Genomic DNA, 12,909 nt, shown 5'->3' with positions numbered 1-12,909 from the left:
CGCCGAAAACAGGGCTTCCTTGTGGGAGAAGGTTGACCGATAGCCGCGGGTTGTGGCAGGCGCGCAGCCGGCTCGCGGGTATAGTACAATGGTAGTACAGCAGCCTTCCAAGCTGAATACACGGGTTCGATTCCCGTTACCCGCTCCAAGCCACGTCCTGCGAACCCGTGTTTCTCGTGGCGCTACGCCCCGAGGGGCTACGCGCGGGGTTCGATTCCCGTTACCCGCTCCAAGCCGCCCAAGCGCATGACCAACGACACCCCCCCGCTCGCACTGTATGTGCACTGGCCGTTCTGCGTGTCGAAATGCCCCTATTGCGACTTCAACAGCCATGTCCGCGAAAGCGTCGACCAGGCGGCGTGGCGCAGCGCGATGCTCGCCGATCTGGCGCATGAAGTGGCGCAGCTGCCCGGGCGCCGCCTCGGCTCGATCTTCTTCGGCGGCGGCACGCCTTCGCTGATGCCGCCCGAGACCGTCGCCGCGGTGATCGACGCGGCCGGGCGGCATTGGGGTTTCGCGCCCGACGTGGAGATCACGCTGGAGGCCAATCCGTCCTCGGTCGAGGCGGCGCGATTCGCCGATCTCGCCGCCGCCGGAGTCAACCGCGTCTCGCTCGGGCTCCAGGCGCTCGACGACGACGCCTTGCGCTTCCTCGGCCGCGCGCATGGCGTGGCGGAAGGCCTGGCCGCGCTGGAGACGGCGCAATCGGTGTTCGAGCGTGTGAGCTTCGACTTGATCTATGCCCGTCCCGACCAGGGCCTCGCCGCGTGGGAAGCCGAGCTCCGCCGCGCGATCGGCTTCGGCACCGAGCATCTCTCGCTCTATCAGCTGACCATCGAGCCGGGCACGCGCTTCGCCACCTTGTTCGAGAAAGGCGAGCTCGCTGCGTTCGACCCCGACGCGGGGGCCGACCTGTTCGAAGCGACGCGCGCGATCACCGCCGCGGCGGGGCTGCCGGCATATGAAATCTCCAACCATGCCCGTCCCGGCGCCGAGAGCCGCCATAACCTGACCTATTGGCGCTATGGCGACTATGCCGGGATCGGCCCCGGCGCGCATGGCCGGCGCGGCGGGCTCGCCACGGTGCGCCACAAGAAGCCCGAAAACTGGATCGGCGCGGTGGCGCGCAACGGCAACGGCCTCCAGATCGAGGAGGCGTTGACCGGCCACGAGCGCGCGGTGGAGGCGCTGGTGATGGGACTGCGACTGCCCGAGGGCGTCGATCTCGCGCGCGTCGCTGCGCTTGCCGGAGGCGAAGCGCCGCTGGAGCCCAGCGCGCTTACGGGTCTGCGCGATCAGGGATTGATCGTCGTGGACGCCGGCAGGCTGCGCGTCACCGACACGGGCATGCCGGTGCTCGAGGCGATCTTGCGCGCGTTGGTGGTTGCTTGATCCCCCTTTGTCACCCCCGCGAAAGCGGGGGCCCATCTCCTGCACGCGATCCGCAGACGACAGCGGCGGTATGCCTGGCACCTACCGGAGATGGGCCCCCGCTTTCGCGGGGGTGACGGGTAAAAGGCGCGTTTTCCTCTGAGAGGCTCAATTCGCGTTGAAATTCGGCGGCGCGGGGGAGACCGTGGCAGCCGTGCCGCCGCGGATCTCCTGCACCTCCAGCGCCCGCTCGGCGACGCCGTCGCGGCCGAAGCGGAACGCGCCGTCGAGCCCGGCAAAGCCTTCGCGCTCGACCAGCCGGCGCTCGGGGAATTCGTCGCCCGGCTTCCAATCGCGCACGATCCGCACGGTGAGCAGCACGGCGTCATAACCCAGGGTCGACAGCCGATACGGCGCGGCGCCGAAGCGGGCGCGATATTTGGTCGCGTACTGGCGGTAATAATTGTCCGGCACGCTGGCGAACCACGCGCCCGACAGCGCCGTCCTGCCGCCGATCGCCGAATCGGTGTTCCACAATTCGGTGCCGAGCAGCCGCGCGGCCTTGCCGCTGGCCTGGCGGCGGATCAGCGGCGCGGCAACGACGGCGCCGTCGGCGCTCCCCGCGACGAGGACTGCCTGGAACGGCGAACGGCCGATCTTGGCGACCGCAGTGGCCACCGACCCGGGACGGCCGTCATAGGTTTCGAGCGCATTGACCTTCCCGCCGGCATCTTCGACCGAGCGGAGGAACGCCGTCGACGCCCGCTCGCCATACAGGCCGCTGGGGATGAGGCCGGCAAATTCGGTGATCCCCGAACGCTTGGCGTAATTGACCACGCGCTCGATCGACTGGGCCGGGACATAGCCGAGGATATAGGTGCCGTTGCCCGCCACCCCGGCATCGTTCGAGAAGCTCAGCACCGGCACACGCGCGCGCCGCGCGATCGGCGCGACTTCGCGCGCCTCCTCGGCGAGCAGCGGTCCCAGGATCAGCCGGTTGCCGTCGCTGATCGCCTGCGCCGCCGCAGCGGCCGCACCGCCGGGTGCGGCGGTATCATAGGTGGTGATCCGCAGCGCGTCGCTCTTTGTGTCGAGCACGGCGAGCTGGGTGGCGTTCTGGAGCGAACGTCCGACGCCGGCATTGGGACCGCTGAGCGGCACCAGCAACGCGATGCGGTGGCGCTGGACGTCCTGCGGCAGCCCGGGCTGGATCGGGCGGGGAGCAACCGGCGTCGGGCGCGCGGTCGGCACCGGGCGCTCGGCCTCGGGCACGATCCGCGGACCGCTGGCGCACGCGGCGAGAAACAACGTCACGCCGAGCGCGGCGGCGCGCGGCATGTTTGTCAGCCCAGGTTGCGCTGTTGCTCTGGCGTCTGCCATGACTCTCCCCGATGGATGATCTGATACTCTCGCCCGGCCTCTACATCGTCGCGACGCCGATCGGCAATCTCGGCGATCTCACTCCACGCGCTGCACAAATACTGACCAGAGCCGATGTGGTTGCGGTTGAAGACTCGCGTGTGACAGCCGGGCTGTTCCGCCATCTCGGCACCAAGGGCAGGATGCTGCCCTATCACGATCACAATGCCGATGCCGTCCGCCCCGGGCTGATCGCGCGGATGGCGACCGAGGCGGTGGCGCTGGTTTCCGATGCCGGCACGCCGCTGATTTCCGATCCGGGCTTCAAGCTGGTCCGTGACGCGCGGGCCGCCGGGCATGTCGTGACGACGATTCCCGGCCCTTGTGCCGCGATCGCCGCGCTTACCCTTGCCGGGCTGCCGACCGATCGCTTCTTCTTCCTCGGCTTCCTGCCGGCAAAGCAACAGGCGCGCGCCGAAGCCATTGCCGAAGTCGCCGCGATCCGCGCGACCCTGGTGCTGTACGAATCGGGCCCGCGCCTCTCCGCCTGCCTCGCGGCATTGGCCGAGGGGCTGGGGAATCGCGAGACGGCGGTTGCGCGCGAGATCACCAAGCGCTTCGAGGAATGCGTGACCGGAACGCTCGGCGAACTCGCCGCGCGTTATGCCGATGCGCCGCCGAGGGGCGAGATCGTGGTGGTAGTCGCCCCGCCCGGCGAAGCGCCGCCCGCCAGCATCGAAGATGGCGACGCGGCACTGGCCGAGGCGCTGACTCGATTGCCAGCCTCCAAGGCGGCGGGCGAAGTGGCGAAGAAACTCGGGCTGGATCGCAAGGCGCTGTACGCCCGCGCCATGACGCTCAAGACTTAGGCAGAACCGGCATCCAATCTTGGCAGCTTGCCGCGGGGAGCTAGTTCGGCTCGCGTTGAACAAAGCCCGTTCCCCTGCGAAAGCAGGGGCCCAGAGCCCAGAGCGCACCGCTTGTGACCCTGGACCCCTGCTTTCGCAGGGGAACGGATCCGTGGTAAAGGAGCCGACCCCTAGGCGATTTCGTGCAGGCGGGCCGGGTTGGCCTTGAGCATGAAGCTCGCGTCGGTGCCGGTCAGTTCCGAAAGGCGCCGGACATAGCTCTCGGCGAGCGATTGCCGGCGCGCCTTGGCGTCGGCCGTGATCGCATTTCGCGCTGCCACGATCTCCTGGATGGCGCGACGCCGGTAATAGCTTTCGTTCGATTCCATAGTCCTCGGCACCCCCCGGTGACGACAGCGACCCGGCTTCTTCTGAGTCGGAATGGCGCAGACTAACCAAAGTTATCCACAGGCGCCAACCCCTTGGGAGACCTTGTGCAGATGAAGCGGCCTCGCAGCACGACAGACGCCCGCTAAACCGCGCAAATCTGCCGTTGCAGCCGGATTTTGGCCGCAACGCGAAGTCGGGCTACAGTCGCCGAAGGGAGAAACGCCGATGTTGCTGCTGCTCGCGTCCTTGCTCGCCACATCGGCTCCCGACCATGCCCACCCGTCGTGGATGGTCGGGACATGGGGTTGGCAGAACCCCGGCGAGCGCGGGACCGATTGTGGCTCCGACCACGACGCGACCTATGATCGCGATGGCAGCTACAATTTCATGGACGAGCGCGGCTATTGGCGCATCGAGGGCGATCGGCTGATCGAGACGATGCTCTCGCCGGGCGGGACCGGGGATCCGGCACTGCGCGGCAAGCCGCAGGTCATGCGCTTCGTACGCGTCGGGAAAAATGCGCTGCGCATCCTGGCGCCCGCGCGCGGCAAGCTGATCAAGTGCCCCGCCGGCTGAGTCGCCAGGCCGCCGAAGCGGCGGGTCGGCAAGGCGAGCGCCGCGCCGCGTGGTGGCTGTGGCTGCGCGGTTGGCGAATCCTCGATCGCCGCGTGCGCACCCCGGCGGGCGAAGTCGACATCGTCGTGCGCAAGGGCAATCTGGTCGCGTTCGTCGAAGTGAAGACCCGCGCCACCGCCGCCGAGCTCGATTTCGCGATCGACGAGCGGCGGCTCGCCCGCGTGGCGGCGGCCGCGGAATATCTGATGCCGCGTTATGCCGGGCCGGGCGAAGACATCCGCGTCGACGTGATCCTCATTGCCCCCGGCAAGCTCCCTCGCCATATCGAGAACGCCTGGATGGGGTGACTTATCTCTATAAGTCACCTACATCGCGTCTCGAGGAGGCCGAATGTCGCTTGTTGTTGCCGTGCAGATGGACCCGCTCGATGCGATCAACATCGCCGGGGATTCGACCTTCGCGCTGATGCTGTCGGCGCAGGCGCGCGGGCACCGGCTGTTCCATTACGCGCCCGAGGACCTCAATTATTCGGACGGACGGGTCTGGACCACGGCGCATCCGGTAAGCGTCCAGCGCGTCGAGGGCAATCATTTCCGCTTCGAGAATCCGGTCAGCCTCGATCTGGGCGACGAGGCCGATGTCGTGCTGATGCGGCAGGATCCGCCGTTCGACCTCGGCTACATCACCGCGACGCATCTGCTCGAGCGGATCGCCGATCGCACCGTGGTGGTGAACGACCCGGCGAACGTCCGCAACGCGCCCGAGAAAGTGTTCGTGCTCGATTATGCCGAGTTCATGCCTCCGACGCTGATCACCCGCAGCCTCGACGAGGCGCGGGCATTCCTGGCGAAGCATGGAGAGATCGTCATCAAGCCGCTCCACGGCAATGGCGGCAAGGCGATCTTCAAGGTCGGCAGCGACGGTGCCAACCTTTCCGCGCTGATCGAAGTGTTCAACACCGCGTGGCGCGAGCCGCACATGGTGCAGGCGTTCCTCCCCTCGGTGGCGCAGGGCGACAAGCGGATCGTGCTGGTCGACGGCGAGATCGCGGGCGCGATCAACCGCATTCCGGGCGAAGGCGAGATCCGCTCGAACCTCGCGGTCGGCGGATCGGCGGCGAAGACCGAGCTCACCGAGCGCGAAAAGGCGATCTGCGCCGCGCTCGCCCCCGAGCTCAAGAAGCGCGGGCTGCTGTTCGTCGGGATCGACGTGATCGGCGGCGAATGGCTGACCGAGATCAACGTCACGTCGCCCACCGGAATCGTCGCGATCGACAAGTTCAACGGTACCGATACCGGCGCGCTGATCTGGCAGGCGATCGAGCGCCGCGTCGCCCAACGCGCCGGCTGAGCGGATGATCAACTGGCTCGACTGGAGCTATCTCGGCGTCTTCCTGCTGATGGTGCTGGAGAACGTGATCCCTCCGGTCCCGTCCGAAGTGATCATGGGGGTCGGCGGGATCGCCGCGGGCCAGGGCAAGATGAACTTCGCGCTGCTGGTGCTGGTCGGCACGCTCGGCTGCACGGTGGGCAATCTGTTCTGGTGGGAAATCGGCCGGCGCTTCGGCTATCAACGGCTCAAGCCGATGGTCGATCGCTGGGGCCGCTGGCTGACGATGGAATGGGAGGATGTCGAGAGACTGCGCCGCTTCTTCGATCGCTGGGGCGGGGTGACGGTGTTCCTGTTCCGCTTCATGCCGATCGGGCGCACGGTGATTTCGATCCCCGCCGGGCTGATGCACATGCCGTTCTGGCGATTCGTGGCCTACACCACCGGCGGCAGCCTGGTGTGGAACGCGATCCTGGTCGGCGTGGGCTTCTGGCTCGGCACGACCTTCGAGACGATCGATCACTGGATCGCGCCCGGAGTCGTCGCGCTGGTCGCGCTCGCATCCGCCGGCTATCTTTGGCGCGTCGCGACGTGGAAGCCCCGCGCCAAGCGCTAGCGTCGATTTCTATTGCGGAGCGCTCAATATCCGTTCGCCCTGAGCCTGTCGAAGGGCGGCCATCCAAGAGCGTACCGCCTGGGGCGTGCCCTTCGACAAGCTCAGGGCGAACGGTGGTTCAAACCTGACCGAAATACACCCTAAGCGCGCGGATGGGCGTTGCGATAGACGTCGAGCAGATGCGCGGCATCGACCGCAGTGTAGATCTGAGTCGAGCTGAGGCTGGCATGGCCGAGCAGTTCCTGCAGCGCGCGCAGATCGGCGCCGCGGCCGAGCAGGTGCGTCGCGAAGCTGTGGCGCAGCGCGTGCGGGGTCGTCCGTTCGGACAGGCCCAGTCCGGTTCGCGCCGAGCGTACGGCCTTGCGGATCATCCCCGGCGGCAGCGGCCCGCCCTTGGCGCCGCGAAACAGCGGCGCGTCGCGCGACACGCCGTAGGGACAGAGCGCCGCATAGGCCTCGATCGCCGCGCGGACCTGCGGCAGCAGCGGGACGGTGCGCGTCTTGGCGCGCTTGCCGGTGACGCGCATCGTCGGCCCGAGCGGCAGCACCGCGCCGGTCAAGCCCACCGCCTCGCCGATGCGCAGCCCCGCGCCGTAGAGCAGCAGCAGCACCGCCCAGTCGCGCGCGCCGATCCACGGCTCGCGGGCTTCCTCGGCGACGGTTTCGGCAAGCGCCACCGCCTCGTGCGGCGCGATCGGGCGCGGCAGCCCCTTCTTGACGCGGGGGCCGCGCAGCCGGGGGAGTTCGGCGCCGTCGCCCGCGGCGAATTTGAGGAAACCGCGCACTGCCGAAAGTTCGCGCGCGGCGGAGGCGTTGGACAGCCCGTCGTTGCGGCGATGCGCCAGGAACGCGCGGAGATCCGCAGTCTCGACTCGCGCCAGCCGCTCGGCGGTGACCGCTTCGCCCCAATGCGACTGGAGGAAGCCGATCAACCGCACCGCGGTCGCTTCATAGGCGCGCACGGTGTGTACCGAGCGGCGGCGGTCGCGCGCAAGGTGCTGGCCGTAGAGGAGCGGAAGCGGCGGATCGGCCATCAGCGCGCGTCGCTCCCTGCGTCGAGCCGCTCGCGCAGCGCCGCCAATTCGGTGCGCAGCCGCACGATGTCGTCGAGCGAGCAGCCGGTCGCGGCGAAGATCTCGGGCGGGACCGCCGCCGCGCGCGCACGCATCGCACTGCCCTTTTCGGTCAGCGAGATCAGCACCTGGCGCTCGTCCTCGGCGCTGCGGCGGCGTGCGACCAGCCCCATCGCCTCGAGCCGCTTGAGCAATGGCGTCAGCGTGTTGGTGTCGAGCATCAGCCTGGCGCCGATCTCGCCGACACGTTGCCCGTCGCGCTCCCACAGGATTAGCAGCGCCAGATATTGCGGATAGGTCAGCCCCAATTGGGCGAGCAGCGGCTTGTAGGCGCGATTGAGCGCATGCGCCGCCGAATAGACCGCGAAACAAAGCTGATTGTCGAGCGCGAGCAGCGCGCTGGCGGGGTCCTGGCGTGTCATCGCATCGACATAGGGTATCCCAGGCAGAATTTAAGGTCTTGTGCGATTATATCGTGCGCGATATATCCTTCCATCGAACCAAGGAGAAAGACGATGAAAACGCTTTATGCCACGAGCGCGACGGCCACCGGCGGCCGCACCGGCACTGCCCGCAGCGACGACGGCGCGCTGACCGTCACGCTGGCGATGCCGCGCGAAATGGGTGGCCAGGGCGACGCGGGCACCAACCCCGAGCAGCTGTTCGCCGCCGGCTATGCGGCGTGCTTCCTGAGCGCGCTCAAGTTCGTCGCTGGACAGCAGAAGGTGGCGATCGCCGACGAGGCGACGGTCACTGCAAAGGTGGGTATCGGCCCGATCGATCCGGGCAAGGGCGAAGGCTTCGCCCTCACCGTGTCGCTCGAAGCGGCCATCCCCGGGATCGAGCGCGAAGCCGCCGAGGCGCTGCTCGCCGCCGCGCACCGCACTTGCCCCTATAGCAACGCGACGCGCGGCAATGTCGATGTCCAGGTGACGCTCGCCGCCTGACCGTCAGCGCCGGTCCGGTGAACTCCACCGGGCCGGCACGCTCGGCCGATCAGCCGATCTTCTGGCCGGTCTTCGCCCAATCGGCGAGGAAGCCTTCGATTCCCTTGTCGGTCAGCGGATGCTTGACCAATTGGCGGATCACCGCGGGCGGCGCAGTCATCACGTCGGCGCCGATGCGCGCGGCCTCGAGCACGTGGATCGGATGGCGCACGCTGGCGACGAGGATCTCGGTGGCGAAATCATAATTGTCGTAGATCAGCCGGATGTCGCTGATCAGTGCCATGCCGTCGAAGCCATTATCGTCGTGGCGGCCGACGAACGGCGAGACGAAGGTCGCGCCCGCCTTGGCGGCGAGCAGCGCCTGGTTCGCCGAGAAGCACAGGGTCACGTTGACCATCGTGCCGTCGTCGGTGAGCGCCTTGCAGGTCTTGAGCCCGTCGATCGTCAGCGGCACCTTGACCGCGATATTGTCGGCGATCTTCCGGACGATCTCCGCCTCGCGCATCATGCCTTCGAAATCGAGCGCGACGACTTCGGCCGACACCGGCTTGCCCGGCACGATCTGGCAGATCTCCGCGACCACTTCGAGGAAGTCGCGGCCGGCCTTGTGGATCAGCGACGGATTGGTGGTGACGCCGTCGAGCAGGCCGGTATCGGCGAGGTCGCGGATGTCGGCAGTGTCGGCGGTGTCGGCGAAGAATTTCATGGCAGTCCCCAGGCGAATCAGTAGCTGACGAGCATCAGCCGTGCGCGGGTCGCCTTAAGCTTGTTGACCGTGACGCGATAGGTCCCCGGGCGGAGCTTGTAGCGGACGATCTTGCGGATCGTCGAGCATTGCGGGCCATGCCCGTGCGCGACCGAGTCGAGCGGCTTGCCGCGTTCGGGCGACACATCGATCCAGCCCGGCTCGCTGAGCGCGATGCCGAAGGTGCCCGCCTTGCGGATGCGCAGAAGGGTGCGGATCGAATCGCCGGTTCGCGGCAACGTCACTGCATGGCCGGTATCGAGCACGCGCCCAGATCGCGTCCAGCCGCGCAGCGACCTCGGCAGCGCGGTGTCATAGGATCTGCAGCTTTGCGTGGCGAGCGACAGTGCGAGCGCGGTCAGCAACATGGCCAATTCCCCCCCTTGCCGGCCCCTGCCGACCGCGGGGAACATAAGCGGACCGCAGACGCGTGGCAATCGCGGCCGATGCGAAGCCGTGACAGTGTTGCTGCAATATTGCTAGGAGCCGCCGGGACTGGATTCGTCTGCGGGATATCGACGTGCTGCGCCTATCGCTTCTATCGGCAACCCTGCTGCTCGTCCCCACGCTGGCGCATGCCCAGCAGGTCGACCGACAGCTCTGGCTGCAGACCAACGGCACCGTCACCATCGGCAGCCGCGAGAAGGTCACGCTGGAGGGGATCGGCCGGTTCAGCGATCGTGCCGAGGGTTTCTCGCACGCCGAGGCAGGCGCATTGTTCACCCACACGACGGCGGGCGGGATCGAACTGTCGATCGGCTATCGGCATGTCGCGGACTGGAATCGCGGCGTGGCGTTGCCGAACGAAGAGCGATTGCGGCAGATGGTGCTGATGCCGCTGGGCAGTGGCTTTTCGGGCCGGCTGCGGCTCGAAGAGCGGTTCAACAGCAGCGGCAGCGAAATCGGGGTGCGGCTGCGCCCGCGGCTCGGCTTCGATACGCCGCTCAACGACAAGGGCCTGAAGCTCTTCGCCACGCAGGAGCATTTCCTCAACCTCAACACCACCGGCTGGGGCCAGCAAGGCGGCTATGAGCGGATGCGCAACGCTGCCGGCCTGTCGATCGGGCTCGGCGGCAAGCTGCGCGGCGAGGTCGGCTATCTCAACCAATACCGCTTCGGCCGCGATGGCCGCCGCGACCAGATGGACCACGCCGCCACCTTTACGCTGTCGTTCAACGTCGCGAGCATCGGCGGCAGCGGGGATTAGAGTCGATCTTTGATTGACGGAGTCGCTTTTCTTTTCCGTTCGCCCTGAGCCTGTCGAAGGGCGCGTTGCCCAAGCGATCCGCGCGCGGATAGCCGCCCTTCGACAAGCTCAGGGCGAACGGTTGGGCGCGTTCAACCTGAATTAAATCGACCCTAGGCGCAGGCTATCGCGTCGCCGAAGCCGGTCCTACATGAGGCGCGATGTCGTCTCGCGCCCGCATTCTCGTCCTCCACCCCGCGCTCGGCCCGCTCGATTATCGCGTGCCGCAGGGCATGCAGGTCGAGCCGGGATCGATCGTTGTCGTGCCGATCGGACCGCGGCAATATCCCGGCGTGGTGTGGGAGCCAGAGCGGCTGCCGTCCGAGAAAGAGGAGATCGGCGACAATCGACTGCGCAATCTGATCGCGGTCGCCGACGCGCCGCCGATCCCCGAACCGGTGCGCCGCCTCGTCGAATGGACCGCGGATTATTATCTGAGCCCGCCCTCCGCCGTGCTGGCGATGGCGGTACGTACCTCAGCGGCGTTCGAGAGCGCGCCGACGATCACCGAATATCGCGCGACCGGGGTGGTGCCCGAGCGGCTGACTCCGCAGCGCGCGCAGGCGCTCGAGCGGATCGGCGAACGGCAGGGACTGGTGCGCGAGCTCGCGACGATCGCCGACGTCTCCGAAGGGGTGATCCGCGGGCTGTGCAAGGTCGGCGCGATCGAAGCGGTGACGGTCGATACCGACAGCCCCTACCCGCTTCCAAATCCGGCTTTCGGCCCGCCCGAGCTCAGCCGCGAACAGGCCGATGTGGCGGGCATCCTGCGCCAGTCGGTGGAGGCGGCGCGCTTTCAGCCCTTCCTGCTCGACGGCGTCACCGGATCGGGCAAGACCGAAGTCTATTTCGAGGCGATTGCCGCGGCGATTTCCGCGGGCCAGCAGACGATCGTGTTGCTCCCCGAGATCGCGCTGACCGAGCCCTTCCTCACGCGCTTCGCCGCGCGCTTCGGCTGCGAGCCGGTCGCCTGGCATTCGGGGCTACGCACCTCGCAGCGCCGCCGCGCGTGGCGCGCAATCGCCAGCGGCGAGGCCCTGGTCACCGTCGGCGCGCGCTCGGCATTGTTCCTCCCCTACCCCAAGCTGGGGCTGATCGTCGTCGACGAGGCGCACGAGACCACTTTCAAGCAGGAAGAAGGCGTCCATTATCACGCGCGCGACGTTGCGGTGATGCGCGGACGGTTCGAAAACTGCCCGGTGATCCTCGCCTCGGCGACCCCGGCGATCGAGAGCCGCCACCAGGTCGAGCTCGGTCGCTATGAGGAACTCAAGCTGCCCGGCCGCTTCGGCCTCGCCGAGCTCCCCGACATCGAGGCGATCGACCTTATCCAGGAGCCGCCCGATCGCGGGCGCTGGCTGAGCCCGCGGCTGATCCTCGCGATCGATGCGGCGCTCGAGCGCGGCGAGCAATCCTTGCTGTTCCTCAACCGGCGCGGCTATGCCCCGCTGACGCTGTGCCGGCATTGCGGGCATCGCTTCCAATGTCCGAACTGCACCGCGTGGATGGTCGAGCACCGGCTGATCCGCCGCCTCGCCTGCCACCATTGCGGGCATACCGTACCGACCCCCGAGATCTGCCCGGAATGCGAGGAGGCCGACAGCCTCGTCGCCTGCGGCCCCGGAGTCGAGCGGATCGCCGACGAAGCGGCGTTGCTGTGGCCGAACGCCAAGATCGCGATCGTCACGTCCGACACGATGTGGTCGCCCGCCAAGGCGGCCGAGTTCGTCCACCGGATGGAGCACGGCGACATCGACATCGTCGTCGGTACCCAGCTCGTCACCAAGGGCTATCACTTCCCCAACCTGACCGTGGTCGGCGTGGTCGACGCCGATCTCGGGCTCGACGGCGGCGACCTGCGCGCGGCGGAGCGCACCTTCCAGCAGATCATGCAGGTATCGGGGCGCGCCGGGCGCGGCGAGAAGCCGGGCAAGGTGTTCATCCAGACCCACGCCCCCGAGGCGCGGGTGATGCAGGCTTTGGTCTCGGGCGACAGCGCCGCCTTCTACGAAGCCGAGACCGAAGCACGGCGCGAGGCCGGCGCGCCGCCTTATGGCCGCTATGCCGCGATCATCGTGTCGAGCGAGGACAAGGCCGCGGCGGAGGAAACCGCGCGGATGATCGGCCGCACCGCGCCGCAACGCGACGAGATGCACGTCTACGGCCCCGCGCCCGCGCCGCTGGCGATGCTGCGTGGGCGTCACCGCTTCCGCCTGCTCGTCCACGCCCGCCGCGCCTTCGACGTCCAGGACATGATCCGCGACTGGCTGGGCGCGCTCGAATGGAGCGCCAAGGTGCGCGTCGCGGTGGACGTCGATCCGTACAGCTTCCTGTAGGGTCGATTTCACTCAGGTTGAGCCAATCCGTTCGCCCTGAGCTTGTCGAAGGGCATTGTGCCGCAGGCGGTAT

Annotated in this window: 15 protein-coding genes and 1 tRNA gene; 10 read left to right on the top strand and 6 right to left on the bottom strand. The window is 67.8% G+C overall.

All coding sequences use genetic code 11. From position 1 onward, the window contains the following. The first annotated feature begins 74 nt into the window (after positions 1-74). A tRNA-Gly gene (locus E5A73_RS07060) sits at positions 75-148 on the top strand. A gap of 98 nt (positions 149-246) precedes the next feature. Continuing rightward, the gene (gene hemW / locus E5A73_RS07055; RefSeq protein WP_135963069.1) at positions 247-1,392 is read left to right on the top strand and encodes a radical SAM family heme chaperone HemW; all 1,146 of its coding nucleotides are present in this window, start codon (positions 247-249) and stop codon (positions 1,390-1,392) included. Positions 1,393-1,539: 147 nt separating this feature from the next. On the opposite strand, the gene E5A73_RS07050 is transcribed toward hemW, so the two are convergent. Further along, positions 1,540-2,709: a penicillin-binding protein activator gene (locus E5A73_RS07050; RefSeq protein ID WP_240700067.1), complete on the bottom strand. Its 1,170-nt coding sequence runs from the start codon at positions 2,707-2,709 to the stop codon at positions 1,540-1,542. A 53-nt stretch (positions 2,710-2,762) separates the two neighbouring features. Here E5A73_RS07050 and rsmI point away from each other — a divergent pair, with 53 nt between their 5' ends. Beyond that, the gene (gene rsmI, locus E5A73_RS07045) at positions 2,763-3,599 is read left to right on the top strand and encodes a 16S rRNA (cytidine(1402)-2'-O)-methyltransferase (RefSeq protein WP_135963067.1); all 837 of its coding nucleotides are present in this window, start codon (positions 2,763-2,765) and stop codon (positions 3,597-3,599) included. A gap of 170 nt (positions 3,600-3,769) precedes the next feature. Here rsmI and E5A73_RS07040 read toward each other — a convergent pair whose 3' ends face one another. Next, positions 3,770-3,967, bottom strand: coding sequence for a hypothetical protein (locus E5A73_RS07040; protein WP_135963066.1), 198 nt, complete (start codon positions 3,965-3,967; stop codon positions 3,770-3,772). Between the two features lie 226 nt (positions 3,968-4,193). Here E5A73_RS07040 and E5A73_RS07035 point away from each other — a divergent pair, with 226 nt between their 5' ends. From E5A73_RS07035 to E5A73_RS07020, 4 genes are read left to right on the top strand one after another with little or no spacing between them, the layout of a single operon-like run. Then, on the top strand, positions 4,194-4,544 hold the full coding sequence (locus E5A73_RS07035) for a hypothetical protein (RefSeq protein WP_135963065.1): 351 nt from the start codon (positions 4,194-4,196) through the stop codon (positions 4,542-4,544). Next, positions 4,541-4,891: a YraN family protein gene (locus E5A73_RS07030; RefSeq protein ID WP_135963166.1), complete on the top strand. Its 351-nt coding sequence runs from the start codon at positions 4,541-4,543 to the stop codon at positions 4,889-4,891. The genes E5A73_RS07035 and E5A73_RS07030 overlap by 4 nt, the downstream gene beginning before the upstream one ends. A 43-nt stretch (positions 4,892-4,934) precedes the next feature. After that, positions 4,935-5,894 (top strand): glutathione synthase, encoded by a 960-nt coding sequence (gene gshB / locus E5A73_RS07025; protein ID WP_135963064.1) that lies wholly within the window; start codon positions 4,935-4,937, stop codon positions 5,892-5,894. A 4-nt stretch (positions 5,895-5,898) separates the two neighbouring features. Then, positions 5,899-6,489, top strand: coding sequence for a DedA family protein (locus E5A73_RS07020; RefSeq protein WP_135963063.1), 591 nt, complete (start codon positions 5,899-5,901; stop codon positions 6,487-6,489). A gap of 140 nt (positions 6,490-6,629) precedes the next feature. Here E5A73_RS07020 and E5A73_RS07015 read toward each other — a convergent pair whose 3' ends face one another. Further along, entirely contained in the window at positions 6,630-7,523 is an 894-nt protein-coding gene (locus tag E5A73_RS07015) for a tyrosine recombinase XerC (protein WP_135963062.1), read from the bottom strand. Next, on the bottom strand, positions 7,523-7,984 hold the full coding sequence (locus tag E5A73_RS07010; RefSeq protein ID WP_135963061.1) for a MarR family winged helix-turn-helix transcriptional regulator: 462 nt from the start codon (positions 7,982-7,984) through the stop codon (positions 7,523-7,525). Before E5A73_RS07010 ends, E5A73_RS07015 begins: the two co-directional genes overlap by 1 nt. A gap of 93 nt (positions 7,985-8,077) precedes the next feature. Here E5A73_RS07010 and E5A73_RS07005 point away from each other — a divergent pair, with 93 nt between their 5' ends. Continuing rightward, complete coding sequence (locus E5A73_RS07005; RefSeq protein ID WP_135963060.1) at positions 8,078-8,509, top strand: organic hydroperoxide resistance protein; 432 nt, start codon at positions 8,078-8,080, stop codon at positions 8,507-8,509. 49 nt (positions 8,510-8,558) lie between these two features. Here E5A73_RS07005 and fsa read toward each other — a convergent pair whose 3' ends face one another. Together fsa and E5A73_RS06995 are read right to left on the bottom strand one after the other, a co-directional pair. Then, a complete protein-coding gene (gene fsa, locus E5A73_RS07000) occupies positions 8,559-9,215 on the bottom strand; it encodes a fructose-6-phosphate aldolase (protein WP_135963059.1) in 657 nt (218 codons plus the stop codon). A gap of 17 nt (positions 9,216-9,232) precedes the next feature. Next, the gene (locus E5A73_RS06995; RefSeq protein ID WP_135963058.1) at positions 9,233-9,622 is read right to left on the bottom strand and encodes a hypothetical protein; all 390 of its coding nucleotides are present in this window, start codon (positions 9,620-9,622) and stop codon (positions 9,233-9,235) included. 152 nt (positions 9,623-9,774) lie between these two features. On the opposite strand from E5A73_RS06995, the gene E5A73_RS06990 reads away from it, so the two are divergent. Together E5A73_RS06990 and E5A73_RS06985 are read left to right on the top strand one after the other, a co-directional pair. After that, a complete protein-coding gene (locus tag E5A73_RS06990; RefSeq protein ID WP_168355845.1) occupies positions 9,775-10,461 on the top strand; it encodes a DUF2490 domain-containing protein in 687 nt (228 codons plus the stop codon). Positions 10,462-10,661: 200 nt separating this feature from the next. After that, the gene (locus E5A73_RS06985; protein ID WP_135963056.1) at positions 10,662-12,836 is read left to right on the top strand and encodes a primosomal protein N'; all 2,175 of its coding nucleotides are present in this window, start codon (positions 10,662-10,664) and stop codon (positions 12,834-12,836) included. The last annotated feature ends 73 nt before the right edge of the window (positions 12,837-12,909 follow it).

This window comes from Sphingomonas gei, from assembly GCF_004792685.1.
Taxonomy (GTDB): Bacteria; Pseudomonadota; Alphaproteobacteria; order Sphingomonadales; family Sphingomonadaceae; genus Sphingomonas; species Sphingomonas gei.
This window is presented reverse-complemented; position numbering and strand designations above follow the sequence as displayed.